This window comes from Nocardioides sp. (genome assembly GCF_047607365.1).
GTDB lineage: Bacteria > Actinomycetota > Actinomycetes > Propionibacteriales > Nocardioidaceae > Nocardioides.
Map to the genome: position 1 here is coordinate 1 of NZ_JASGDD010000199.1, position 25,452 is coordinate 25,452.

24 protein-coding genes are annotated in these 25,452 nt (G+C 69.5%); 15 read left to right on the forward strand and 9 right to left on the reverse strand.

Features of this window, described 5'->3' with window-relative positions:
- Both QM572_RS15285 and QM572_RS15290 read right to left on the reverse strand, forming a co-directional pair.
- Nucleotides 1-555, reverse strand: a 555-nt coding sequence (locus QM572_RS15285) for a hypothetical protein (RefSeq protein WP_415094608.1), incomplete at its 3' end; no start/stop codon positions are given.
- Entirely contained in the window at nucleotides 555-1,235 is a 681-nt protein-coding gene (locus tag QM572_RS15290; RefSeq protein WP_415094610.1) for a response regulator transcription factor, read from the reverse strand. The genes QM572_RS15290 and QM572_RS15285, both read right to left, overlap by 1 nt.
- 111 nt (nucleotides 1,236-1,346) lie before the next feature.
- On the opposite strand from QM572_RS15290, the gene QM572_RS15295 reads away from it, so the two are divergent.
- Together QM572_RS15295 and QM572_RS15300 are read left to right on the forward strand one after the other, a co-directional pair.
- On the forward strand, nucleotides 1,347-1,850 hold the full coding sequence (locus QM572_RS15295) for a hypothetical protein (RefSeq protein ID WP_415094612.1): 504 nt from the start codon (nucleotides 1,347-1,349) through the stop codon (nucleotides 1,848-1,850).
- Nucleotides 1,851-1,923: 73 nt separating this feature from the next.
- Nucleotides 1,924-2,055: a hypothetical protein gene (locus QM572_RS15300; protein ID WP_415094613.1), complete on the forward strand. Its 132-nt coding sequence runs from the start codon at nucleotides 1,924-1,926 to the stop codon at nucleotides 2,053-2,055.
- A 4-nt stretch (nucleotides 2,056-2,059) separates the two neighbouring features.
- Here the strand turns inward: QM572_RS15300 and QM572_RS15305 are convergent, their stop codons facing one another.
- Both QM572_RS15305 and QM572_RS15310 read right to left on the reverse strand, forming a co-directional pair.
- Nucleotides 2,060-2,386 (reverse strand): GNAT family N-acetyltransferase, encoded by a 327-nt coding sequence (locus QM572_RS15305; protein ID WP_415094615.1) that lies wholly within the window; start codon nucleotides 2,384-2,386, stop codon nucleotides 2,060-2,062.
- Between the two features lie 182 nt (nucleotides 2,387-2,568).
- Nucleotides 2,569-2,853: a DUF1778 domain-containing protein gene (locus tag QM572_RS15310; protein WP_415094617.1), complete on the reverse strand. Its 285-nt coding sequence runs from the start codon at nucleotides 2,851-2,853 to the stop codon at nucleotides 2,569-2,571.
- A gap of 554 nt (nucleotides 2,854-3,407) precedes the next feature.
- Here QM572_RS15310 and QM572_RS15315 point away from each other — a divergent pair.
- A complete protein-coding gene (locus tag QM572_RS15315) occupies nucleotides 3,408-6,161 on the forward strand; it encodes an SIR2 family protein (RefSeq protein WP_415094674.1) in 2,754 nt (917 codons plus the stop codon).
- Nucleotides 6,162-6,271: 110 nt separating this feature from the next.
- Here QM572_RS15315 and QM572_RS15320 read toward each other — a convergent pair whose 3' ends face one another.
- Entirely contained in the window at nucleotides 6,272-7,003 is a 732-nt protein-coding gene (locus QM572_RS15320; protein WP_415094619.1) for a GIY-YIG nuclease family protein, read from the reverse strand.
- A gap of 216 nt (nucleotides 7,004-7,219) precedes the next feature.
- Between QM572_RS15320 and QM572_RS15325 the strand changes: the two genes are divergently transcribed.
- A complete protein-coding gene (locus QM572_RS15325) occupies nucleotides 7,220-8,299 on the forward strand; it encodes an ATP-dependent DNA ligase (RefSeq protein WP_415094621.1) in 1,080 nt (359 codons plus the stop codon).
- Nucleotides 8,300-8,329: 30 nt separating this feature from the next.
- On the forward strand, nucleotides 8,330-8,875 hold the full coding sequence (locus QM572_RS15330) for a hypothetical protein (RefSeq protein WP_415094623.1): 546 nt from the start codon (nucleotides 8,330-8,332) through the stop codon (nucleotides 8,873-8,875).
- Between the two features lie 12 nt (nucleotides 8,876-8,887).
- Here the strand turns inward: QM572_RS15330 and QM572_RS15335 are convergent, their stop codons facing one another.
- Nucleotides 8,888-10,006, reverse strand: coding sequence for a DNA polymerase domain-containing protein (locus QM572_RS15335; RefSeq protein ID WP_415094625.1), 1,119 nt, complete (start codon nucleotides 10,004-10,006; stop codon nucleotides 8,888-8,890).
- 18 nt (nucleotides 10,007-10,024) lie between these two features.
- On the opposite strand from QM572_RS15335, the gene msrB reads away from it, so the two are divergent.
- From msrB to QM572_RS15350, 3 genes are read left to right on the forward strand one after another with little or no spacing between them, the layout of a single operon-like run.
- Nucleotides 10,025-10,420, forward strand: coding sequence for a peptide-methionine (R)-S-oxide reductase MsrB (gene msrB / locus QM572_RS15340; protein ID WP_415094627.1), 396 nt, complete (start codon nucleotides 10,025-10,027; stop codon nucleotides 10,418-10,420).
- A gap of 20 nt (nucleotides 10,421-10,440) precedes the next feature.
- Nucleotides 10,441-11,154, forward strand: a complete 714-nt coding sequence (locus tag QM572_RS15345; RefSeq protein ID WP_415094629.1) for an HAD family hydrolase — start codon at nucleotides 10,441-10,443, stop codon at nucleotides 11,152-11,154.
- Between the two features lie 5 nt (nucleotides 11,155-11,159).
- Nucleotides 11,160-12,053 carry an aminotransferase class IV gene (locus tag QM572_RS15350; protein WP_415094631.1) on the forward strand — a complete coding sequence of 298 codons (894 nt, stop codon included), beginning with the start codon at nucleotides 11,160-11,162 and terminating at the stop codon, nucleotides 12,051-12,053.
- Nucleotides 12,054-12,108: 55 nt separating this feature from the next.
- On the opposite strand, the gene QM572_RS15355 is transcribed toward QM572_RS15350, so the two are convergent.
- A complete protein-coding gene (locus tag QM572_RS15355; RefSeq protein ID WP_415094633.1) occupies nucleotides 12,109-12,819 on the reverse strand; it encodes a nitrilase-related carbon-nitrogen hydrolase in 711 nt (236 codons plus the stop codon).
- Nucleotides 12,820-12,953: 134 nt separating this feature from the next.
- On the opposite strand from QM572_RS15355, the gene QM572_RS15360 reads away from it, so the two are divergent.
- The 5 genes from QM572_RS15360 to QM572_RS15380 all read left to right on the forward strand — a co-directional run bounded on the left by QM572_RS15360 (nucleotide 12,954) and on the right by QM572_RS15380 (nucleotide 18,830).
- A complete protein-coding gene (locus QM572_RS15360; protein WP_415094635.1) occupies nucleotides 12,954-14,135 on the forward strand; it encodes an RtcB family protein in 1,182 nt (393 codons plus the stop codon).
- A 118-nt stretch (nucleotides 14,136-14,253) separates the two neighbouring features.
- The gene (locus QM572_RS15365; RefSeq protein WP_415094637.1) at nucleotides 14,254-15,567 is read left to right on the forward strand and encodes a hypothetical protein; all 1,314 of its coding nucleotides are present in this window, start codon (nucleotides 14,254-14,256) and stop codon (nucleotides 15,565-15,567) included.
- Between the two features lie 91 nt (nucleotides 15,568-15,658).
- Nucleotides 15,659-16,864, forward strand: coding sequence for a phosphoglycerate dehydrogenase (gene serA, locus QM572_RS15370; protein WP_415094639.1), 1,206 nt, complete (start codon nucleotides 15,659-15,661; stop codon nucleotides 16,862-16,864).
- A 71-nt stretch (nucleotides 16,865-16,935) separates the two neighbouring features.
- Complete coding sequence (locus QM572_RS15375; RefSeq protein WP_415094641.1) at nucleotides 16,936-17,553, forward strand: hypothetical protein; 618 nt, start codon at nucleotides 16,936-16,938, stop codon at nucleotides 17,551-17,553.
- Between the two features lie 41 nt (nucleotides 17,554-17,594).
- A complete protein-coding gene (locus QM572_RS15380) occupies nucleotides 17,595-18,830 on the forward strand; it encodes an MFS transporter (protein ID WP_415094643.1) in 1,236 nt (411 codons plus the stop codon).
- Here QM572_RS15380 and QM572_RS15385 read toward each other — a convergent pair.
- A complete protein-coding gene (locus QM572_RS15385; protein ID WP_415094645.1) occupies nucleotides 18,795-19,406 on the reverse strand; it encodes an alpha-ketoglutarate-dependent dioxygenase AlkB in 612 nt (203 codons plus the stop codon). The genes QM572_RS15380 and QM572_RS15385 overlap by 36 nt on opposite strands.
- A gap of 82 nt (nucleotides 19,407-19,488) precedes the next feature.
- Here QM572_RS15385 and QM572_RS15390 point away from each other — a divergent pair, with 82 nt between their 5' ends.
- Nucleotides 19,489-20,214 carry a GntR family transcriptional regulator gene (locus QM572_RS15390; RefSeq protein ID WP_415094647.1) on the forward strand — a complete coding sequence of 242 codons (726 nt, stop codon included), beginning with the start codon at nucleotides 19,489-19,491 and terminating at the stop codon, nucleotides 20,212-20,214.
- A 178-nt stretch (nucleotides 20,215-20,392) separates the two neighbouring features.
- Here QM572_RS15390 and groL read toward each other — a convergent pair whose 3' ends face one another.
- Entirely contained in the window at nucleotides 20,393-22,027 is a 1,635-nt protein-coding gene (groL, locus tag QM572_RS15395) for a chaperonin GroEL (protein WP_415094649.1), read from the reverse strand.
- A gap of 169 nt (nucleotides 22,028-22,196) precedes the next feature.
- Here groL and QM572_RS15400 point away from each other — a divergent pair, with 169 nt between their 5' ends.
- Complete coding sequence (locus QM572_RS15400; RefSeq protein ID WP_415094650.1) at nucleotides 22,197-25,451, forward strand: M12 family metallo-peptidase; 3,255 nt, start codon at nucleotides 22,197-22,199, stop codon at nucleotides 25,449-25,451.
- Nucleotide 25,452: the final 1 nt, after the last annotated feature.

Consider the following 25,452-nt stretch of genomic DNA (forward strand, 5'->3'; position numbering starts at 1 on the left):
GGCCAGTCGCCGCGCCCCGGCGGCGACCGCCGCGAGGGGGCGCGCCACCGCCCCGGCGAGGACGGCCGCGACGAGGAGGGCCGCGAGCAGGCCGATCGCGATCGCGAGCAGGACCCGATGCCGTAGCCGCCTCGTGGCAGCCCCAGCCTGGTCGGCGTCGGCCGCCACCACGACGGCGTCCCCGCCCCGAGCCGAGACCTCCCCCGCCACCAGCACCGACCGGCCCTGGTAGCGGAGCTCGGCCGTGAACGTGCCCTCGGCCAGCAGGCCGGCCCGCTGCTCGGAGCTCAGGGCCGTGCCCACGCCGGTGGCACCCGTCGAGGAGACCGAGCCCACCTCGACACCGAGCCGTCCGGCTTGGCGGACGACGACCACGCTGTCCCGGAGTGCCGGCCCGAGCCGGGCCAGGACCGTGGCCGTCCGGGCCAGCTGGTCCTCGACCGCGGCGTTGCCCTCCTGCCGCAGCAGAGGCGCCAGCAGGACGCCGGCGACGACCGCCGACAGCACGGCCACGCCCGCCATGGCCAGGGCCAGCCGAGCTCGCAGTGTCCGCATCAGCCGCGTCCGATCCGATAGCCGACGCCGCGGACGGTCTCGATCGGGCAGTCCGCGCCGAGCTTGGCCCGGACCTGGGCGACGTGGACGTCGACGGTACGGGTGCCGCCGCCGTAGTCGGCCTGCCCCCAGGCACCGGCCAGCAGCTCGGCCCGGTCCAGCACCCGGCCACCGGCCGCGAAGAGCGCCTCGAGCAGGTTGAACTCGGTCGCCGTGAGCACGACCTCCTCGCCGCGGAGCGTGACCCTCCGGGAGTCCGGGTCGAGCCGGAGCGCGCCGAGCTCGTGGACGCCGACCGCGGCCCGGCCCCGGGCTCGCCGCAGGACGGCCTTGACCCGAGCCACCAGCTCCCGTGGGGAGAACGGCTTGGTGAGGTAGTCGTCGGCGCCGAGCTCGAGCCCGGTGAGCCGGTCGACCTCCTCGTCGCGGGCGGTCACGAAGACCACCGGGGTCCAGTCGCCCTCGGCCCGCAGGGTGCGGCAGACCTCGAGACCATCGAGCCCCGGGACGTGGACGTCGAGGACGATCGCGACCGGCTTCAGCCGTCGTACGGCGTCGAGCGCCCGTCGCCCGTCGGGCTCGACGTGCACGCCGAACCCCTCACGCGCGAGGTAGCGCCGCTGGAGGTCGGCGATCGGCGCCTCGTCCTCCACGACGAGCACGAGGCCGCGGGTGGTCACAGAATCACGCTAGTGCGGCTCCGCGCCCCTCGGGCGGCTCGGCGGCCGGCCTTACCTCCCCCGAACACGGCCCTGACGAGGCTGTCACCCCCGGTGAGCAGCGTGTGGGCCATGACGATCCGAACCACACTCCTGACGGCGACCGCCGGCGTCCTCGCCACCGCGGTCCTCACCCTCGCCCCCGCCCTGGCCGCTCCGGCCTCGGCCGCCACGACCGCCTCCGCAGCCTCCGGCTACACCTGCGCCGTCGCCGACTTCGTCCTCGACCGCATGCCCGACCGGCTCCGCCACGACCTCGAGGCGCTCGCCGGCAAGACGCCCACCGAGAAGCTCGTCGGGCTGCGGAAGATCCGCCGGGTCGCCCTCAAGGGCGGCTACGGACCCCGGGCCAGGCGCTGGGCCGAGCACCGCGTCCACAAGGTGCCCAGCCGCCTCCCCGCCGACCTGAGGAAGGACGTCGCCGCGGCCCGCGCGCTCCCCGTCGACCAGCAGGCCGCCGCCTACCAGGAGATCTGGCAGAAGGCCCTGGCCGGCGGCTACGGCGAGAACGTGCAGAAGGCGGCCAAGGCCGTCCAGACCTGGGCGCAGACCTGCCTGCCGGCGCACGCCTCCTGATCCCGCCTCGCTCCCACGCCCCGGGCGGCACGGACCCTCCCCCGTGCTGCCCGGGGCGTGCCACGATCGGACCATGGACCTCCCCGTCATGCCGCCCGCGCTGCCGATGCTCGCCAAGCCGGCGGCGCGGGTGCCGACCGGCGGCGGCGTCAGCTTCGAGCCGAAGTGGGACGTGCGCCGACAGGTGGTGTTCGACCCACGCTGAGGGCCTACATCCCGAGCGTGCGCCCGATGTCCTTGAGCATCAGCACGAGATGCAGGTCGTCGGTCGGGCTCTGCTCGAACTCCGGAACCAGATGCAGATAGAAGTCGCGAGCGGCCTGCGACTCCGCGTGCACCAGCAGACCGCGGCAGCCGATCTCGTCGGAGAGCGTCGCGACCCGAGCGACGACGTCCATCAGGAGCCCGGCACCGAGGCCCCTGCCTTCGTGCTCCGCGTCCACGCCGAGCCTGGCGAGCAGGGCAACGGGCTGGGGGTACCGTCCGGCACCCTTTCGACGTCGCTCAGGAGCGTCACCGATCGCAAGCTCAGCCATGCACCATGCGTAGTACGCCACGACTCGATCCGAGCCAACCTCGGTCACGACCAAGATCTTCGTCGTTCCCATCGAGGCCGACTGACGGGCAAACCGCCTCAGCCACTCCGTCTGCTCAATGGAGCCACACTCGAACTCGTCGACGAGATGCGCTGGCCGAAGAGGCTCGGGCGCGCGATAGCTCACTCGGCAAAGGGCGAGGGACGGCGGAACAGCGCAGCCAGCCCAGGCAGTTCGCGCACAGGTCGAGAGTTGAGCTCCTCCCACGCCGCCAGAGCGTCCGCATCGAGTTCGAAAGACTGTCTGTCGGCCAGCACCCGCCGCGCGGCCTCCGAGGCGTGGGTGACCACAAACTCGGTCAAGTCGGTGCCCTCCGCCGCCACGGCGCGATCGATCAGCGCACGCTCCTCATCGGTGGTGCGCAACTCCATGCGTCGGCTACGGCGGCGCGCGATCGTGTCAGCCATGTCTCCTCTTGTACGTCCAGCGTACGGCCACGTGATGCGGGAAGCAACGCCCGTCAGCAGACACTCACACCGCCCAGAATGATGCGGCCTCGGGCATCCGTGTCGCGTCGCGGACTACTCCGCACGGCTGTCGACTGCCGTGCCAATCGTGAGGCAGAGGCGTGCCCTGAAACCTCGCGTTCCGCGATGGGCGCATCAACGGCCGCCAGGTTGTAGCCTCAGTCAACGCCAAAGAAGGGAACACCGTGGACTTGCCGTTGGGCCTAGTCAATGCATTGGAGTCGGGAACGGCAGTCCTTTTTCTAGGCTCGGGCATCGGCCACAACATGCTCCGTCCAGATGGCACCGCGGTCCCAACAGCGACTGCCCTGGCGACCGACATGGCTAGACACTTTAGCATCGACCTAGAGGACGCCACAGACCTGGCGCAGGTTTCACAATTGGTCGAGGGCCGAGTTGGGCGAACGAAATTGATCTCGTTCGTCGATTCAGCTCTAGGCAACGTTGAGCCGGACTCCGATCTGCAATGGCTAATGTCCTTAACATGAAAAGCCATCTTCACGACAAACTACGACGGCGCTGTCGAGGCCTGCTACGAGTCTCAAGTCGAGCCTCTCCAACTACCGGTCCCTATTGCCTCGAACTCCGAGGCGCGTTCGTGGGACCCTCGATTCGAGGTGCCGATTATCCACCTCCACGGAAGCTTGGCATCGGATGCCGGCAAGGAGACCATCCTTCTCACCGAGAATGACTACGCGACCTTTCGTGCTAAGCGAGAGATGCTGTTCGATTACTTCCGCTTGATGTTCAGCACGAACCCCGTTCTGTATGTCGGGTACTCGCATCGCGATGCAAATTGGAAAATGATTGTTCAGGAATTAGTCAATCAGTACCTTCCAAGCGCGCCGCCGCCCGCATACCGAATTGCACCGTCTACTCCTGCCGCCGAAATAGAATTGCTAGCCACTCGAGGTATTGAAACTGTTCCAGGGGGCCTGAGCGAGTTCCGCGGCGCTGTTGAGACTTCAATCGGCGCCCTCCGAGTTGAGCCACACAACTTATCCGCAATCGAGCGATCTGTCCCAAGCGACTTGGTCCACGCCTTTCGAGAGAATCCTGCGGCCGTGGCACGGCTACTGAACTCGTGGACGTATGTCAACCAAGCCGACTTTGCTTCTGCCCCAAACACCGATCGGTTCTTCAAAGGCGACCAACCAAACTGGTCACTGATCGGTCAGGGAATAAACTTCCAGCGGGACCTCGAACAGCAGCTTGTCGATAACCTTCTTGACTGGGCAACCGACCCAGATGCGAAGGATCAAATCGACATCGTCCTCGGTCCTGCCGGTTATGGGACAACCACATTACTGATGGCGGTGGCCGCCTGGTTCGTACGAAACAAGATCGGCTCAACCCTATTCCTCCGGCCGGGCGTCAAGCCCCTTCCGTCGGACATCGAGTACGCCGCAACCCGGCTAGCAGAGCCGGTTATCTTGTTCATAGACAACGCCGCCGATTGCCCAGATGAAGTGCGGGTCGCGATTGATGTCCTTCGAGCAGCAAAGGTGCGCCACCGGGTAGTGATGGGAGAACGGCTAAACGAGTGGCGGCAGCGGCACTCACCAATCGTCGCGAACGAATACAGCCTCGAACCTCTCTCCGACGATGAGATTGACCGCCTGCTCGCTGCCTTGGGCGCGTCGAATGCGTTAGGGCGCCTCGCTGATCTCTCCCCGGAGTTGCGGGTCGCCGCAGTGAGAGAGAAGCACCAGAAAGAGCTGCTGGTTGCCATGCGAGAGCTGACTGAAGGCAGGGCCTTCGACGCGATTATCGAGGACGAGTTTCGCGGCGTGGTTGACCCAGCAGCGCAGCGGCTCTATGCGTTTGTGTGTGCATTCAGCCGAACGCGCTCGCTGGCCCGTGACCAGCTGTGCGCAGATGCTCTTGACATAAATGTGATCGATATGTACGAGACGCTAAGGGATTCACTCGAAGGTCTCGCGGTCTGGGAAACGGTGGACGAAGCTCGCGGAATCGAGGCCTTGCGCGCGCGCCACCAGGTCATTGCAGACATCGTTTGGGACCGCTGTCTATCGCCCACTGAACGCGAAGATCTCCTCCTTCGCGCCCTGGCAGCAGTCAACCTGGCTTTTGGGATCGACGCGAAGGCCTTCGAGGCGTGGACACGCGACGAAGACGGCATCGATACCCTCTCGGGATTGGAGGCCAAGACCCGCTTCTTTGAGGACGCCTGCAGAAAGGACCCTCACAATCCGTATGTCAGACAACACTACGCCCGCATGCTGCGGCGCGAGCAGCGCTACGAACTAGCGCTGGCCGAGATCGACTCGGCCATCGAACTCTCGCCGCGCAACAGAATTCTATCTCATACCCGCGGCGTTATTCTTCGTAACCTTGCCACTAACGAGCACACTTCTATAGAAGTTGCACGTCGCCGCCTCGCCCAGGCCGAATCATCTTTTAAGGCGGCCATCGCGCAGAACGCGCGCGACGAGTACAGCTATCAATCATTGGCTGAACTGTACATCGAGTGGGCCGCACGCATCACACAAGAATCCGAGATCGTCGCCTACCTCGCGAAGGCGCAAGAGGTCGTTCACGAGGGCCTACAGTCGGCGCGGAATCGTGAGGGCCTGTACCTAGTTTCGGCAAAGATTCAACGCGCGCTGGGCGACACCCCGATGCGATTGAAGGCTCTGAGGCAGGCACTAGAGACGGCCCCTACAAGCGCGATCGTTCGATACCTACTCGGGAAGCTCCTCCTCAATGAGGAGTCTGTGGCAGAAGCTGTGGAGGTGTTACATGAAGGGGTGCGGCTGCACCCTGACGATCCCAACCTGTGCATGACCTATGCGTTGGCGCTACACGCCGCAGGGCGCCCATACTCCGAGTCTGTCGCAGCACTTAACCTCGCTCGAACGCGAGGCGTCCGAGACCCTGCCTATGCGGCGACGTTGGGCGGGTTCTTGGTAATGGACGAGGCTCTGGACGAGGCGAAGGCGGTGTTTGCGGACGCAGACCGACGCGGTTTCGGCGTAGGCGAAGCTTCGCGAATCGCCTTCGTACCAAAGCCGATGGGCTCGCAATTGGTTCTGGGCGGCCGAGTTGCAAAGGTAGGCCCTGGGTTTGCATTCGTGAACTCGCCTGGTATGCCGGACTTTTACTTCCGAATGTCTCGCGCGAACGGGATGCGACTCGTTAAGGGCCAGAAATGTAGTTTCATTCCCGGATTCTCGTCGCGCGGCCCATCCGCCGTACAAGTTGAAATCATCGAAAATGCGAACTGAACGATTATTGACAGGCTCTCCGGACTTAAGCTCAGCCCTGCAACTCGGCCACCTAGGTGCGACGCTGGGCGAGACCCCTTAGTCCGCCGCTAATGCCGCGGAAGTTCAGCCTATGGCGTCTCGAGCTTAAACGGGGCCTGCGCATTTCGACGCATCCCGGCGGTCCACTCCGCCACTTCGCCCTCGTGCCGGAACCACTCACCTCGATCCCGATACACCGAGAACCGCTGATGTAGTTCTGTCTCACAGTCGTGGGGGATCGTGAAGAGCAGATTGAACGGGCCGATCACCATGCCGTCCGGCATCGTCGACCCGCCGTTCTTGAGCACCTTTAGGCGAGATGGGACATCAACCGACTTTCCGATCTTAACCCAGCGGCCGCGCTCAATTACGTAGACCTGCGGGATCCTTGGAGCCCGAGGCTCCAAAGGGGGAGGCTCCGGATTAGCGGCTGCATACTCGGCGAGGGCGGCATCGCTCATCAATGGCCCATCTCCGTCGATGACTGCGACGGCTGCCACGACGATGTCGCCCGCCGCGTCGATCATCCCGTCCGCTGCACGCTCCGCGTGGGGATCGCACAACCAGATCGTGCCGCCTCCGTACCAGTCGCCCAGATGACCACCCGCCGGGCTGCGACGACACATCTGCTTCTCAATCGGCTCCCATGCCCCGCACGTCACACCGGAAACGTCCTGGATACACACGGACGGCTCCTTGTCGATGGTCTGGTCTTGCATGAAGCTGACCGTAACCATCAGCACCGACACAAAGACCGTCTCGCGCACGACGCCGAGAGCGGATCCGCGACCTCGCAAACCCGGGAAGAACGAGCGCATCATGTCGCCGCCTTCGGGACACCTGCCGACTCCGCATTTGCCGCGAACGTAACCTCCCCTCCTCGCAACGGCCGCCGGCACGGGCCCGTCGCATTCGAGGAGTACGTGCGTCCTGCACAAGAGGCGCATGCCCGACAAGCGCATGCTTTCGGGGGACTGGCGGACGCGCGTCGCCGCACACCGCGCGCCGCCCCCGACTGATCCACCTATGGTGAGCCAGTGGACCTGCCCGTGATGCCGCCCGTGCTGCCGATGCTCGCCAAGCCGGCGGCGCGGGTGCCGACCGGCGGCGGCGTCAGCTTCGAGCCGAAGTGGGACGGGTTCCGGTGCCTCGTGTTCCGGGACGGGGACGAGGTGGAGCTGGCGTCGCGGACGGGGAAGTCGCTGACCCGCTACTTCCCCGACCTGGTCGAGGCGGTGCGGGCGGCGCTGCCGGGGCGGTGCGTGGTCGACGGGGAGCTCTTCGTCGCAGTGGGCGACCGGCTGGAGTTCGAGCTGCTGCAGGAGCGGATCCATCCGGCCGAGTCGCGGGTCAGGAGGCTGGCGGCGGAGCTGCCGGCGTCGTACGTCGTCTTCGACCTGCTCGCGCTCGACGCGGTGGACTGCATGGCACTTCCCTTCCGGGAGCGGCGGGCCGCGCTCGCGGCCGTGCTGGCCGACCTCGACCCGACCAGTCGCATCCACCTCGCGAGGACGACCGAGGACCCGGCGGAGGCGGGGCGGTGGTTCCGCGAGTTCGAGGGCGCCGGCCTCGACGGCGTCATCGGCAAGCCGCTCGACGCGCCGTACGCCCCCAACCAGCGCACCATGATCAAGGTCAAGCACGCCCGCACGGCCGACGTCGTGCTCGCGGGGATGCGGCCGCACAAGACCTCGACGCCGGAGCGACCGCTGCTCGGCTCCCTCCTCCTCGGCCTGTACGACGGCGGCGGACTGCAGCATGTCGGGGTCTGCGCCACCTTCACCGACAAGCGGCGCCTCGAGCTCTGGGAGGAGCTGCAGGAGCTGGTCGTGCCGGTGGAGGACCACCCGTGGTCGTTCATGGGGGCGAACGCCATCGCGAACCCGGACCGGGTGCCGGGCACCGTGTCGCGGTGGAGTGGCGGCAAGGATCTCTCCTTCGTCGCGCTGGCGCCGACGCGAGTGCTCGAGGTGGGCTACGACCACATGGAGGGGCGGCGGTTCCGGCACACGACGCAGTTCAAGCGGTGGCGGCCGGACCGCGATCCGGAGTCGTGCGGCTACGACCAGCTCGAGATCGTCACCGCCTTCGACCTCTCCTCCGTCTTCGAGGACTGAGGCGGCCGGGATGAGGGTAGGTTCCGAGGCATGAGCTACGCCGTCGTCCTCCTCGTCGAGCAGGCGCTCTCCGCCGCCGACGCCGCCCAGGTCACCTCGCTCCACGAGGAGATCACCGCCGAGGGCGAAGGCCCCGTGAGCTACTACGTGCTGGTGCCGATGGAGGATGCCGCCGCCCGGGTCGAGGCGTCGCTGGGCACGCTGTCGGGCGGCGGGATGGTCGGCTCCCCCTCGCTGCTCCTGGACTCCGTCGCCTACGACGACATCCGCAAGGTCTGCCTCGAGGAGGCGACCGACGCGCTGTCGGCGTCGCTCGAGGCGCTGCGCGCCGCGGGCGCCACCGCCGAGGGCCAGGTCGTCGACGTGGCTCCCGTCGAGGCGCTGAAGTCGAAGGTGGCCGAGGTCGACGGCCGCGAGGCGATCGTGCTCACCCGGCCGCACGTGGTCGCCGAGTTCTTCCACGTCGACTGGACCCACCAGGCCCGCCGCGCCCTCGACGTGCCCGTCCTCCACCTGCTGGAGCGCGAGAACTTCGACGAGCAGGCCGGCGAGGGCGAGGGCATCACCGGCCTGTGACCTCCCCGGTTCTCACCCGTCGATGCGGTTGCCGTCCTCGTCCCAGTGGTCGGCGCGCTTCTTCGACGGCTGCACCCGCGGGGGCTCGCCGGGCATCTTGGGGTAGTCGGGCGGGAAGTTGAGCTCGACGCCGTCCCAGAGGTCGATCAGCGGCGTCAGGTCATGGCGTACGTCGTCCATCCCCTCCCACGGATCGCGCTCGGCGACCAGCGCGGGGACGGTGGTGAGGTTGAGGTCGCGCGGGTCCTCCAGCGCGTCCAGCTCCGCCCACGTGACTGGCGTCGAGACCGGGGCGCCCGGCTTGGCGCGCAGCGAGTAGGCCGAGGCGATCGTGCGGTCGCGGTTGTTCTGGTTGAAGTCGACGAAGATCCTGTCCCCCCGCTCCTCCTTCCACCAGTCGACGGTCACGCCGGAGGGATCGCGGCGGTGGAGCTCCTGTCCGACGCCGATGGCCGCATGGCGTACGTCCTCGAAGGTCCAGTCGGTGCGGATGCGGACGTAGAGGTGCACCCCGCGGTTGCCCGAGGTCTTCACGTAGCCGGTGATGTCGTGCTCGGCCAGGAGGTCTCGTGCCGCGGCGGCGACGCGTTTCGCGTCCGCGAAGGCGGTGGCGCCGAAGGGGTCGAAGTCCAGACGCAGCTCGTCGGGGTGATCCAACGACGCCGGGGCGGGGCCTCTCCGGACCGGCCAGGGATGGAAGGTGAGGGTGCCCATCTGGGCCGCCCACACGATCGCCGCGGGCTCGGTGGGGCAGAGCTCGTCCTGGGTGCGGCCGGAGGGGAAGGTGACGTGCGCGGTCTCGACGTAGTCGGGGGCGCCCTTGGGCAGCGCCTTCTGATAGAAGCCGTCACCGTTGGTCGCCTTCGGGCCCCGGTAGCTCGGGTTGCCGTCTCGAATGGGCGTCGCGAGCACCATCCCCTCCCGCCAGCCGTCGGGCCACCGCTCCAGCGCGCACGGCCGCTCCCCGATCGAGCGCAGCATCGCATCGCCGACATCGGCGTAGAACTGCGCGACCTCGAGCTTGGTGATGTCCGGCGTCCGCTCGGTCGCCTCGTAGATCACCCGGTCCGGGCTCGACACCCGCACAGCGCGCTCGCCGACCTGGATCTCGACTGCCGACGCCTTGGCCATGCGCCTAACCTAGAGGGCGTGGGATACGACGTGGAGAAGACGGACGAGCAGTGGCGCGCGGAGCTCTCGCCGGAGGAGTACGCGGTGCTGCGCCAGGCCGGCACCGAGCGCGCGTTCACGGGTGAGTACACCGACACCGAGACCCGCGGGACCTACCACTGCAAGGCGTGCGACGCGGCGCTCTTCGAGTCCGACACGAAGTTCCACTCCGGCTGCGGCTGGCCGTCGTTCTACCAGCCGATCACCGACACGATCGAGTACATCGAGGACAACAGCCACGGCATGAAGCGGGTCGAGGTCCGCTGCGCCAACTGCGGCTCGCATCTCGGCCACGTCTTCCCCGACGGCTACGGCACGCCGACCGGCGACCGCTACTGCATCAACTCGATCTCGCTGAAGCTCGAGGACGCCTGACGCCCGATAGCGTTGCGCCCATGCGCATCGCGATGTGGTCGGGGCCACGGAACCTCTCGACCGCTCTCATGCGCTCCTTCGAGAACCGCGCCGACTGCACCGTGGTCGACGAGCCGTTCTACGCGGCCTATCTCGCCGCGACGGGGCTGGACCATCCCGGCCGCGACGACGTGATCGCGAGCCAGCCGACGGACTGGCGCGACGTGGCCGCGACACTGACCGGCGGCCCGCTCGCGACCGAGCACGAGTACCAGAAGCACATGACCCACCACTGGCTGCCGGGCATGGAGGCGGGCGCGCTCTCGGGGCTGACGCACGCGTTCCTCATCCGCGATCCCGCCCGCGTCCTCACCTCCTACGCCAAGGTCCGCGAGGAGCCGACGCTCTCCGACCTGGGGCTTCCCCAGCAGGTCGAGCTCTTCGAGACCTTCGGCGGCCCGGTCATCGACGCGGCCGACGTCCTCGCCACGCCCCGGCGGGCCCTGGTGGCCCTGTGCGATGCCCTCGGACTCGCGTTCGACGAGGCCATGCTGAGCTGGCCCGCCGGGCCGCGCGGGACCGACGGCGTCTGGGCCCCGCACTGGTACGCCGGCGTCTGGGCCTCCACCGGATTCGACCCCGTCTCCCCCGGCTCCGCCGACCCCGTGCCGGAGCGGCTCGAGCCGCTCCTGGAGCAATGCCTGCCCTACTACGCCCGGCTGGCGCCGTACGCGCTGAAGATCGACGGAAGGTGAGCTGAATGCAGCAGAGCTACGACCCCCGCAACGACGAGCTCCAGGTCTGGATCAACGGCACCGTCAGCCACCGCCACGAGGCGCGGATCAGCCCGTTCGACTCCCTCGCGCAGGGCGGCGACGGGGTCTGGGAGGGACTGCGCCTGACCGGGGGGCGGATCTTCAAGCTCACCGAGCACCTCGACCGGCTGCGCCGCAGCGCGAAGGCCCTGGCCTTCGAGCACATCCCGAGCGACGCCCACATCACCGATGCGATCGCTGCGTGCCTGGCCGCCAACGACATGCACGACGACGTCCACATCCGGCTCACGCTGTCGCGCGGGGTGAAGATCACCAGCGGCATGGACCCCCGGCTCAACCAGGCCGGGCCGACGCTGATCGTGCTGGCGGAGTTCAAGTCGCCCGTCTACGACGACAGCGGGATCGTGCTCAAGACCGCGGCGCAGCGCCGCCCGCGCGCCGACATGCTCGACCCGAAGATCCACCACAACAACCTGCTTCCCTCAATCCTCGCGAAGATCGAGGCCAACGCCGCCGGCGCGGACGACGCGCTGATGCTCGACGACCTCGGCTTCGTCGCCGAGACCAACGCGACGCACGTCTTCCACGTGAAGTCCGGGGTGCTGCGGACCTCGACGACGCGCGCCTGCCCCGAGGGCATCACCCGCTCGTGCGTCCTCGACGAGCTCGCACCGGCGCTCGGCCTGCCGGTGGAGGTCGGCGACTTCAGCCTGACCGAGGTCTACAACGCCGACGAGGTCTTCGTGACCGGCACCATGGGTGGCCTCACCCCGGTGGTGAGCATCGACGGCCGCGCCATCCCCACCGGCCCGGTGACGGCGAGCCTCGGCAAGGAGTACGCCGAGGCGCTGGCCACCCAGGGCACCGTCGTCGCCTGACCGCGGGTCCTTGGAGTCACCGGGTGACGCTCACGACCCGCGGTCGCGACCGCACCTACCCGCAGGCGAGGACGGCGCGGGCGACCCGGCCCGGCATCTCGTCGGCCTCGACGAGGAGCCGGCCATCCGCCGCGTGGATGGCGGAGTGACCCGCGGTCTCGGCGAACCCGCCTCCCGTCGGGCCCGCGAAGCTGGCCATCGCGACCGGGGCTCCGAGCGAGCGACTGATGACGAAGGCCCTGGCACGGCACTCGACGACGTCGGCCGGCACGTCCACCACGCCCGCCGCGTACACGTCGACGTGGAGCGCCGCCATCGCCGCGGTGTGCCGGCTCTGGCCGGTGTCCTTGCAGATGGCCAGCCCGATCACCCACCCGTCGACCTGGGTCGTGGTCGGACCTGTGCCGGGGGTGAAGCGCAGGAGCTCGTCGCCGTGGAGCCACGACTTCCGGTAGACCACCGAGGCCCCGCCGGAGTCGATCCTGACGGTCGCGATCGAGAGCCGGCCCGACTCCTCGATCGGCGCGCCGACGAGGGCGACGCTGTTCCACTCGGCGCACGCCTCGACCACGACGGACAGCGCAGCATCGTCGAGGGCGACGGGGGACGCGTCGAGCTCGTAGCCGCTCAGCGAGAGCTCGGGGAATACCACGACCCGCGCCGACGCGGCCGCGATCGCCGCAGCGTGGGCGATCGCGTTCTCGTGGAGCGCATGCGGCGTGATCGCCGGCTGCGCGACGGCGATCGCGAGGGTCAGGGCTCTCACGGGCGTGAGTGTCGCACGGAGCGACCACAGCGAAAACCCGTCGTACAACCCATTTCCGCCTCCGTAGGTTCGTCCGCCGTGCCCGGAGGGGCCGGGCACGACTCGCATGAGAGGACAGACCAGAGGACACCACGATGGAGAAGATCAGCACGAGGCTCATGAGCTGGGCCTCGATCCTCGAGGACACGACGCGCGCGCAGGCGCAGACCACGGCGACGATGCCGTTCGTCTTCCCGCACGTGGCGCTGATGCCGGACGCCCACCTCGGGCTGGGCGCGACGGTGGGGTCGGTCATCCCGACCCTCGGCGCGATCATCCCCGCGGCCGTCGGCGTGGACATCGGCTGCGGCATGATCGCCGTCCGCACCCGGTTCACCTCCGACGAGCTGCCGCACGATCGCAGGCCGCTGCGCGAGGCCATCGAGCGCGCCGTCCCGCTGAGCGCCGGCGCCGCGAACCGGAAGGTCAGCCGCGACCACACCGAGCGCCGGCTGGCGGAGCTGACCGAGAGGGCCGAGCAGGCCGGCTTCGACCCCGCGTCGTACGCCGGCAGCTGGGAGCTCCAGCTCGGCACGCTCGGCTCCGGCAACCACTTCATCGAGGTCACGGTCGACGAGCGCGACCGGGTCTGGCTGTTCCTCCACTCCGGGTCGCGGGGCGTCGGCAACAAGATCGCCCAGCGGCACATCCGCATCGCCGCGGACCTCTGCACGAGGTGGTGGATCGACCTGCCCGACAAGGACCTCGCCTACCTCGCCGAGGGGACCGACGAGTTCTGGTCCTACATCCGCGAGATGCGGTGGGCACAGCACTACGCGCTGCTCAACCGCGAGGAGATGATGGACCGGGTGGTGCGGCAGTTCGCCGAGTGGGTCGGGCTCTCGTCGGCCGACGACGTCGTCCGCGAGGAGGAGATCAACTGCCACCACAACTACACCGAGCAGGAGACCCACTTCGGCCGGAGGGTGTGGCTGTCCCGGAAGGGCGCGATCAACGCCGAGGCCGGGCGGATGGGGCTCATCCCCGGCAGCATGGGCACGGCGTCGTACGTCGTCCAGGGGCTGGGCAACCCGGTGGCGCTCAACTCCGCGCCCCACGGTGCCGGGCGGAGCTTCTCCCGGTCGGCGGCACGACGGCGGTTCACCGCCGACGACCTCCGGGCGGCGATGAACGGCATCGAGTACCGCGACACCGACGCGTTCATCGACGAGATCCCGGCGGCGTACAAGGACATCGACCAGGTCATGTCCGACGCCGCCGACCTCGTCACGGTCCGGCACACGCTGCGCCAGATCGTGAACGTGAAGGGCGACTGACGGCGTACCGCGGGTGAGCCCGTGCCGAGGCGGCAACCGCCGAGGCGCGGGCTCACGGCGCATGCCCGCCGACGCCAGTCTCGGCGCCGCTGTCGGTGGCGAGCGGGACGATGGCCGGATGACAGCTCCACGAATCGCCACGAGGCGTGAGCAGCGCTTTCACGACGCCGAGCGGTACTCCGTCGTGCGAGCGCTGTTCGGCCTGGGTGTCTGCCTGTCGCTCGACGTCCTCCTTCTCTCCGCCACCCTGTCCTCGCTCGCCACCGGGGTGCGGCACCTGGGTCCCGTGAGCACTGGCTCGGATCGGGCCGTCGTGGTGCTGCTCGTGACCTTCTGGTGCCTGCCGGCAGCCATCGTGACACTGGTGTCGGGGCGGCATCTCGCGGTCCGGGTGATCGCGATCCGACAACGGCTGCGTGCGGGTCTGGGCAAGGCGCTCGCAGCGCTCGACGAGACCGCCGCGGCACCACCTGAGGAGCAGCTGCCCCGCGGCGAGGCCGTCGGCCGGATCCTCCTCGCCGGTCTGATCACGACGTTCGTCGCCGGCATGGACATCACGATGATCGGCGAGTTCCTCGCCAGCTCCACCATCGGTCTCCTGCCGTCGATCGTCCTCGCCGGCGCCGCAACGCTCCTCAGCAACGTGATCCTGGCCTCGGCCTTCCTCCCGCGCACCGGCCTCACCGACGCTCTCGCCCGCGTCACACCCGAGCGGTGGCGACGGGCAGTGCCGGTCCCCTCACTCGACGTCTGCGTCGTCTGCAGGGACAGACTCCGCCACCCCTCGGTGCTGCGACGGTCGTGGTGCTCTCTCCGCCATCGCGCAAAGGAGGTCTGGGAGGCGGCGGCGCGGCGGTCGCGGATGGTCGCCTACCTGAGCGATCCGAATGCCTCGGTCCGCTGGATCGTCGGCAGCGCCCTGATCGCGACGGTCGGGCGGGCAAGCGGAGTAACGCTGGTGGCGCTGACGTCGCTCGTGTCGCTCGCACTTGCATGCCTCCTCCTGATCGTCGGGGTGCGAGGCGAGAGCGAGTCCGTGATCGACGGCGCGCTGATGCCACCGACGCGTGCTGCCATGTGGATGATCGCGAGCGGCTTCGGCCTCATCGTCAACGGGCTGCTGCTCGTCTCGGCGGTGAACCACGCGCGGACAGCGATGCGCGTCGTCGGGTGGGGCTATGACCCGAACATGGTGGTGCTGCTCCTGCTGACGTGCGAGGCGTACGCCGTTGCCGCAGTGCTGCGCCGGCGCCTCGGCCAGGGCGCACTGTCGTCGAGCGGCAGGGTGGCGGCAGCGACCAATCTCCTCGGACTCGCCATCGGCGCGGCCCAAGGAGGCTGGCTGCCGACCTACCTCGTCCTCCTGGTCCCGCTGGTCGATGCCGATCACCGAGCGCACCGGCAGCGGACCGGATCACCTCGACCGGCGTAGCGCTCGCATCCCCCGGAGCAGCGAGGGCGGCCCGTTTCGAGGGCTGGCCACCGATTCCTCGACCGCCGTGGGCGGTCCTAAACTCGGAAGCATGGCTGAGAAGGTGCTGCTGCTCGAGAACATCCACCCGGTCGCGGTCGAGACGCTCGAGCGCGCGGGCTTCGAGGTGGACCTCCGCTCGGCGAGCATGTCCGAGGACGAGCTGCTCGCGGCGCTGCCGGGCGTGACGCTGCTGGGCATCCGCTCCAACACCCACATCACGGCCAAGGTGCTCGACGGGGCGCCGGACCTGCGGGCGATCGGCTGCTTCTGCATCGGCACCAACCAGGTCGACCTCGGCGCCGCCGCCGAGCGCGGCGTCGCGGTCTTCAACGCCCCCTACTCCAACACCCGCAGCGTGGTGGAGCTGGTCATCGCCGAGATCATCAGCCTCGCCCGCCGCCTGCCGGAGAAGACCCAGAAGATGCACGCCGGCATCTGGGACAAGTCGGCCAAGGGCAGCCACGAGGTGCGCGGCCGCACGCTCGGCATCGTCGGCTACGGCAACATCGGCACCCAGCTCTCCAACCTCGCCGAGGCGCTGGGCATGTACGTCATCTTCTTCGACGTCGCCGACCGGCTGGCGCACGGCAACGCCCGCCGGATGCCCACGCTGGACGCGCTGCTCGCCGAGGCGGACGTCGTCAGCCTCCACGTCGACGGCCGCCCCGGCAACGCCGGCATCTTCGGCGACGAGCAGTTCTCGAAGATGAAGGACCGCGCCCTCTTCATCAACGCCGCGCGCGGCATGGTCGTCGACACCGAGGCGCTCCGCCGCCACATCCTGGAGGGCCACATCGCCGGAGCCGCCCTCGACGTCTTCCCGATCGAGCCCAAGGCCCAGGGCGACGAGTTCGAGAGCCCTCTGCGCGGCCTCGACAACGTCATCCTCACCCCCCACGTGGGCGGCTCGACGATGGAGGCGCAGGAGGAGATCGGCTACTTCGTCGCGACCAAGCTGCGCAACTTCCAGCAGCAGGGATCGACCGCGCTCAGCGTCAACCTGCCCGCCGTCCAGCCGCCGGCCCTGACCGAGGGCTCGCGCGTCGGCTTCCTCCACGTCAACGTCCCCGGCGTCCTCGCCGACGTCAACAACGTCCTCGCCACCGAGGGGGCCAACGTCACCGGGCAGTACCTCGCGACCCGTGGCGAGCAGGGGTACGTCGTCACCGACCTCGCCGGGGAGCTCAGCGAGGCCGCGCTGGCCAAGCTCCAGGGCTCCGCCCACACGCAGTGGATCCGCCACTACTCCAGCTGAGCCCCCCTGATTTCCTATGAATCGCCGGCCCGTGCTGGCGTGTCTCGCGCGGGCCGCTCAGGATGTCCGGCATGGAGTTGCCTCAACATCGGCCCGACCACTGGCCGCTGACCGACGCTGACCCTCTTCGCGACGAGCTGCTGACGGCGTACGCCGCCGACGACCGACGCTTCCACGGCCTCCGCCACCTCGGCGAGGTGCTGGACCACCTGGACGCCCTGAGCAGCGCCGGCGAGCGCTTCGACCGGCTCCCGGTGCTCCTGGGAGCGTGGTTCCACGACAGCCTGTACGACGGCGAGCGCGACTCCGAGGAGCGGGCCGCCTCCTGGGCGCGCGCGGCGCTGGCCGACCACGTCGACGGCACCGTGATCGAGGAGGTGGCGCGGCTGGTGCTGCTCACCGACACCCACGACCCGGCGCCGGGCGACGCCAACGGGGCCGCGCTGTCGGACGCGGACCTGGCGATCCTGGCGAGCGGTCCCGAGCGGTACGCCGACTATCTCGCGGCGGTCCGCGCGGAGTTCGCCCAGCTCTCCGACGAGGAGTTCGCGCGGGGTCGCGAGCACCTGGTCGAGCGCCTGCTCGACCGGCCCTCGATCTACCGCACCGCCCACGGCCGCGCCACCTGGGAGCGCGCCGCACGCGACAACCTGCGCAGCGAGCTGGGGGCTCTGCGGCCGGTCGGATAACGATTGGGCAAATCGATTCGGCGGGGCGGACAATCCCACCCATGGGATTCACGACGTACGCCGAGGTGCTCCGGCAGCCGGTGATCCGTCGCACGGTCCTGCTGGGCCTGTTGATCCGGATCCCGCTCTGGGCCGCCAACATCGTCCTGACGCTCCACGTCGTCACGCACCTCGGGCGCTCCTACGCCGAGGCCGGCCTGGTCGGGATGGTCGTCTCCTGCGGCCTCGCGATCAGCGGGCCGTGGCGCGGCCGGATGCTCGACCGGAAGGGGCTGCGGACGGCGATCGCCCCATCGATCGCCGTCGGCGGCCTGTTCTGGTGCGTGGCGCCGTGGCTCGGCTACTGGCCGCTGACCGCCCTCGCCGGGATCGCGGCGCTCTTCGCCGTCCCGAGCTTCTCGATCATCCGTCAGGTGCTCATCAGCCACGTCCCCGACGAGCAGCGCACCACCGCGCTGTCGGTCGACTCGGTGGCCGTCGAGGTCAGCTTCCTCATCGGCCCGGTGCTCGGCGTCTTCGCGGCGACCTGGCTCCCGACGCCGCTGGCGCTCATGATCTGCCAGCTCGCCGTCGTCGCCGGCGCGGTCGCCCTCTGGGTGGCGAACCCGCCGCTCAACAGCGAGCACTCCGACCTGTCGGCCGGCCACGTGCCGGTGCGCGCCTGGCTCTCGCCGACCGCCGTGGCCGTGCTCGCGATGACCGTGGTCTGCACCGTCATCCTCACTGCCGAGGACCTCGCCACCGTGGCGGCGCTGCGCGACTGGGACCACGCGGGCGACATCGGCTGGGTGCTCGCGCTGTGGGGCCTCGGCTCCGGCATCGGCGGCGTCCTCTACGGCGCCGTGCGGCGCCCGCCGAGCGCCGCGGCGCTCCTCATCCTCCTCGCCGGCTCGACCGCGCTCGTCGCGCTCGCCCCCGGCCAGTGGTCCTTCACCGGCCTGCTGTTCGTCTCCGGCCTGTTCTGCGCCCCGACGATCACCGCGACCGTCGACGCGCTGTCGCGGCTGGTGCCCGCGAGCATCCGCGGCGAGGTGATGGGCTGGCACGGCGCCGCCCTCACCCTCGGCAGCGCCGCGGGCGCGCCTCTGATCGGGCTCGCGCTGGACCACGGTGGCTGGACCGCCGGCTTCGCGTACGCCGGGGTGGGCGGCCTCGCCGTCGCCGTACTCGCCCTCGTGGTGTCCCGGAGCTTCCGGCCGACGGTGCCGGCCGAGCCCGACACGGCGCTCCTGCTCGCGCCGTCAGAACACGTTGAGCGGACGGAACTGCACGCTTAGCCGGGGACCGGCGTGGGCCACCTTCGGGACGGCGTGCTCCCAGGTGCGCTGGCAGCTGCCGCCCATGACCAGCACGTCGCCGTGGCCCATCTCGAAGGAGATCGACTCGCCCCCGCCGCGCGGGCGCAGCGCCAGCCGGCGCGCGTCGCCGAGGGAGACGATCGCCACCATCGTGTCGTGGGTGCGGCCGCGGCCGATGGTGTCGCCGTGCCAGGCGACCGAGTCGCGGCCGTCGCGGTAGTAGCAGCAGCCGGCCGTGCGGAACCGCTCGCCCAGCTCGGCCTCGTAGTGGTCGCTCAGCGCCTCCCGTGCGTCCTCGAGCCCCGGGTGCGGCAGCCGGTCGCCCGCGAGGTAGGTGCGCACCAGCCGGGGCACGTCGACGACGCGGTCGTACATCCGGCGCTGCTCGGCCCGCCACGGCACGTCGGCGATCAGCGTGTCGAGCACCGCGTCGGCGTCGGGCAGCCATCCGGCTGCCACGTCGACCCAGGCGCCGGCCGAGAGCGGCGTGCGGGTCAGTGCGAGCCCGTCGGCTCCCGCCGACCCCGGCGCGAACAGCGACCCCTGGAAGTCCACGACGTCATTAGAACATACTTTCGAAGAGGTTCGGGACAGGTTCGGCGTACACGGGGCGGGACCCACACCTATCCTCGTGGGCATGGACCACGTGCTGGCGACGCCGGGTCGCTCGCTGAAGCACGAGACGATCAGGGAGTACGTCCGCACCCTCATCGCCAGCGAGGAGCCCGGCACGCCGGCTCCGTCGGAGCGTGAGCTCGTCCAGCGCTTCGGCGTCGCGCGGATGACGGTCCGGCAGGCCCTGGACGCGCTCGTGGTCGAGGGGCTGCTCGAGCGCATTCCCGGGCGGGGCACCTTCGTGACCCGGCCGCGCCAGCGCGGCACGCCGGTGCTCTCCTTCACCGACGAGATGGGGCGGCGCGGCAAGCGGGCCGAGGCGCAGACCCTCACCGCGCGACGCGAGAGCGCCTCGGAGTCGGTGGCCCGGGCGCTCGGCATCTCCGAGGGCGACTCGGTGATCTACTGGCGACGGCTGCGCACCGTCGACGGCGGCCCCCACTGCATCGTCGACGCCTGGCTCAACGAGGTGATCCTGCCGGGCTTCCTGCACGGCACGCTGCCCGACAGCCTCTACGAGGAGCTCGGCGCGCGGGGACTGCGCCCGACGTGGGCCGAGGACATCTTCGGCGTCTCCGGGGCGACCTCCGAGGAGTCCACCCACCTCGAGATCGAGCGCGACGCCCTCGTCGTGCGCGGCCAGCGCCGTGCCTTCGCCGGCGAGGCGATCGTCGAGGTCAGCCGCACCGCCTGGCGCACCGACCGCTTCCAGCTGCGCCTCCAGCTCGGCACGCAGACCACCGACTGACGCGCCCGCCGAGCCGGCGGGACGCAGAACGCACAACGGGGCCCCGCCGAAGCGGGACCCCGTTGTGAGGACGAATTCGTCGGATGGCGCGTGTGGCTGCAAGGAGCGCGAGGGAAGCCGACCCGTCTTTGGTCGGCGACCGAGCGGCGACGCCGCAGACACTCCGCCAGTCGGCGAATTAGAAGTCCATGCCGCCCATGCCGCCCATGTCGGGGGCACCGGCCGCGGAGGCCTTCTCCGGCTTGTCGGCCACGACGGCCTCGGTGGTGAGGAACAGCGCGGCGATCGACGCGGCGTTCTGCAGCGCCGAGCGGGTGACCTTGGCCGGGTCGATGATGCCCTCGGCCAGCAGGTCGACGTACTCGCCCGTGGCGGCGTTGAGGCCCTGGCCCGCGGGGAGCGAGGCGACCTTCTCCGCCACGACGCCGCCCTCGAGGCCGGCGTTGACGGCGATCTGCTTCAGCGGCGCCGAGGTGGCGGCCTTGACGATCGCGGCACCGGTGGCCTCGTCGCCCACCAGGTCGGCCTCGAGCTTCTCGAAGACCGCGGCGGTCGCCTGCACGAGCGCGACGCCACCACCGGGGAGGATGCCCTCCTCGACGGCCGCCTTCGCGTTGCGGACGGCGTCCTCGATGCGGTGCTTGCGCTCCTTGAGCTCGACCTCGGTGGCCGCGCCGACCTTGATGACGGCCACGCCGCCGGCCAGCTTGGCGAGGCGCTCCTGGAGCTTCTCGCGGTCGTAGTCGGAGTCGGACTTCTCGATCTCGGCACGGATCTGGTTGACCCGGCCCTCGATCTGGGCCTGGTCGCCGGCGCCGTCGACGATGGTGGTCTCGTCCTTGGTGATGACGACCTTGCGGGCCTGGCCGAGCAGGGTCAGGTCGGCGGTGTCGAGCTTGAGGCCGACCTCCTCCGAGATCACCTGGCCGCCGGTGAGGATCGCGATGTCCTGCAGCATGGCCTTGCGGCGGTCGCCGAAGCCCGGGGCCTTGACGGCGACGGACTTGAAGGTGCCCTTGATCTTGTTGACGACCAGCGTCGAGAGCGCCTCGCCGTCAGTGTCCTCGGCGAGGATGACGAGCGGCTTGCCGGACTGGATGACCTTCTCCAGCAGCGGCAGGACGTCCTTGACCGAGCTGATCTTCTGGTTGGCGATCAGGATGTAGGGGTCCTCCAGGACCGCCTCCATGCGCTCGGGGTCGGTGACGAAGTAGGCCGAGATGTAGCCCTTGTCGAACCGCATGCCCTCGGTGAGCTCGAGGTCGAGGCCGAAGGTGTTGGACTCCTCGACCGTGATCACGCCCTCCTTGCCAACCTTGTCCATCGCCTCGGCGATGAGCTCGCCGACGCTGGGGTCAGCGGCGGAGATGGACGCGGTGGCCGCGATCTCCTCCTTGGTCTCGATCTCCTTGGCGTTGGCCAGGAGCTGGGTCGAGATCGCCTCGACGGCCTTCTCGATGCCCTTCTTCAGGCCCATCGGGTTGGCGCCCGCGGCGACGTTGCGCAGGCCCTCGCGGACCAGCGCCTGGGCGAGGACGGTGGCCGTCGTCGTGCCGTCGCCGGCGACGTCGTCGGTCTTCTTCGCGACCTCCTTGACCAGCTCGGCGCCGATCTTCTCGTAGGGGTCCTCGAGCTCGATCTCCTTGGCGATGGAGACGCCATCGTTGGTGATGGTGGGGGCGCCCCACTTCTTCTCGAGCACCACGTTGCGGCCCTTCGGGCCCAGGGTGACCTTGACGGCGTCGGCGAGCGTGTTCATGCCACGCTCGAGCCCGCGCCGGGCCTCCTCGTTGAAGGCAATCAGCTTCGGCATAGCTCCCTGCAATCCTTCGTCATTCGAAGTCGGTATCTGTCACTCTCAAGGCGAGAGTGCCAGCTACCTGTTTAGCACTCTCACCCAGAGAGTGCAAACGATCCGGTGACGAAACGGTGACAGTTGGACCCGGCTCGTATCCGGCGGCCGTCCGGGCCGTTGACGGGACATGACCTCGCCTCGTCGCTCGTGGCATGTGTGGCTCGTCTCGGGCACCACGCTGGCCGTCCTCGCAAGCCTGCTCCTCGCCGTGATCCCCACCGGGGCCCTGGCCGTCCGGAGCGACGGGTTCGGAGGTGCCTTCGAGCCGCTGTCGAGCTTCAAGCAGTCCCGGACCGCCCGGACCAACCCCACGGCGTACGCGGCGTTCGCGGTGGACACCGCGACCGTGCGCGCCCAGCTCTCCTCGGGCGAGATCAGCGTGCCGGACCCCGACGGCAGGCCGGTGCGGTTCTCGGTCGTGCCCGACAGCGTCATGGAGTCGGAGCTGGCCGCGGCCCATCCCGAGATCCAGACGTACGCCGGGCGGGGGATCGACGACCCGGCGCTGTCGCTCCGGGCGGACGTCACCCCGATGGGATTCCACGCCGCGGTGCGCTCGCCGAGGGGATCGTGGTTCATGGACCCGGCCACCGACCACCGGGGTGAGAGCCGCCACCTGTCGTACTACACCGCGAGCCTCCCGGCCGTGCCGGAGTCGATCAGTGACGCCTTCGCGCGCACGGACCTGGACGACCTGCACGAGGAGACCGCCGGCGCGGCCACCTCCGAGCGGGCCGCCCCCGCGGCCGGCGCCGTGGTCCCGCTGCGCACCTACCGGCTCGCGCTCGCCTCGGACCCCGCCTACGCCGCGTACTTCCAGGAGCACGACGGCGACAGCAACGTGCTGTCGCAGAAGGTCACCCTGATCAACCGCGTCAACCAGATCTACGAGGCCGACGTCAACATCAAGATGATCCTGATCGACGACACCGAGAAGCTCAACTTCGACACCACGGAGAAGGCCTCGGGAGCCGACGGACCCTGCGGCGGCGATCCCTGCTACAGCTCCGACACCCTCGAGGGAGGCTGCAGCAGCGACCTGCTGACCGCGAACGAGTTCGCCCTCGGGCAGGTCGTCGGAGCCGACAGCTTCGACATCGGGCACATCGGCCTCGGCACCGACGGCGGCGGCATCGCCGGGCTCGGGGTCGTCGGCGAGCAGTACAAGGCCGACGGCTGCACCGGGCTGGCGACGCCCGTCGGGGACTTCTACGCGATCGACTACGTCGCCCACGAGATGGGGCACGAGTTCAACGGCAACCACACGTTCAACGGCAACCTCGGCAGCTGCGCCGCCACGAACCGCAACGCCAGCACCTCGGTCGAGCCCGGGTCGGGCTCGTCGGTGATGGCGTACGCCGGGATCTGCGACGCCGACGACCTGCAGCCGCACACCGACCCCTACTTCTCCCAGCGCAGCATCGACGAGATCCAGACCCATGCCACCGCGGATCCCACGACCTACAGCGAGGTGCAGACGGTCAACCTGCGCGGCTGGGACGCCACGGCCGACTCGATCACCCTCACGTACAAGACGAACACGGTGACCATCACCAACAACCGGCTGACGTCGTACAACCTCCTCGCGCTCAACAACAGCATCAACACCCTCGTCGGCGGCAGCGGCGCGACCGTGAGCGGCTACAACGGCGGCCTCCTCCCCGACGAGGACGGCTTCACCGTCACGTTCGGCAGCGACGTGGACGAGCCGCGGCTGGAGGTCACCGCCACCACGGGTGCCGAGGCCTTCGTCGGCGTCATCACCAACGGCGGCCCGGGCACCAACCAGGGCTATACCGTCGAGACCACGGTCGACGGCGTCACCAACCACGCGCCGACCGTCACCGCGCCCGCCGCGGCGACCATCCCGATCCGCACGCCGTTCGAGCTGACCGGGTCCGGCGTCGACCCCGACGGGGACCCGCTGGTCTACCTCTGGGAGCAGAACAACGCCGGCGGCACCGTCGGCAGCAACCTGACCGTGAGCGCGAACCGGACCAACGGTCCCCTGTTCCGGGTCTTCGGCACCCGGGCCGTGGTCGACGACGCGACCGCCATCACGTACGGCGGCCAGGACGTCAATCTCGCGACCGGCTCGCCCTACCGCTCGTTCCCCGACATGCAGCAGGTGCTGGACGGCAACACGAACATCGCCAGCGGCAGCTGCCCGACGGTCACCACCGACCCCACGGACGCCCAGATCGACTGCTACTCCGAGTTCCTGCCGACCGCGACCTACACCCCCAGCTCGCTCAGCTTCCGGCTGACCGCGCGGGACCTGGCGCTGCCGGCCGGAGGGGTCCAGCACGCCGACGTGACCCTCACCCTCAACAAGCAGGCCGGCCCGCTGCTGGTGAGCTCCCAGGCCGCCGCGGCGAGCTACGACGCCGGCGCCACCGGCACGGTGACCTGGACCGTCAACGGCACCGACGCGACGGCCCTGGCCCCGACCGTGAGGATCACGATGTCCGCCGACGGCGGCCAGACCTGGCCGTACACGCTGAGCGAGACCACCGCCAACGACGGCAGCGAGAGCGTCGTCTGGCCGGACGTGAGCACCGAGCACGCCCGGATCAAGATCTCGGCGGTCGGCAACTACTTCTACAACGTGAACGGCCACGAGTTCACCATCGTCGGCCCGACGGTGACGCCGACGACGTCGCCGACCGTCTCGCCGACGGCGACGGACTCGACCTCACCGACCTCCTCGCCGACCGCGACGGAGACGGCCACCGAGACGGTGACGGCCACGACCACCGCCACCACGACGACCACCCCGGACGCCTCGACGCCGCCGGAGACGAGCCTCGCGGTCGCCGGCCTGCGCAACGGCTACCTCAACTCGCAGACGCTGGCGCTCACCCTGCGGTCGGACCAGCCGGGAGCGACGTTCGCGTGCACCCTCGACGGCCGTGCCCTCCCGTGCTCGGCCTCGACGCGGACACGCGGGCTGAAGCGCGGGCGGCACCTCGTCACGGCGGCCGCGACACGCGGCGGGCTGAGTGACGCGACGCCGGCGCAGACCGTCCTCTGGGTGACCGCGGACGACCGCGGGGCACGCCGCAGCAAGGGCTGGCGGGAGCTCACGCTCTCGGGCTTCCGCGGCAACAGCGCGGGGCTCGCCCGCGTCAAGGGGGCCACGATGACCTGGCGCGTCCGCAAGGTCCGCCAGCTCTCGCTCTTCGCGCCCAGGCTCCCCAAGGGCGGCAAGGTGGCGGTCTACCTGAACGGCCGCCGCTACACCACGATCTCGCTCGCCGGCTCGGCCACCTCGTCGATCGAGATCCCCATCGCCACGCTCACGAAGCGGTTCTCCGGCAAGGTGAGGATCACGACGCTCTCGGGCCGGCCGGTGTTCATCGACAGCCTCGGCTACCGCTGAC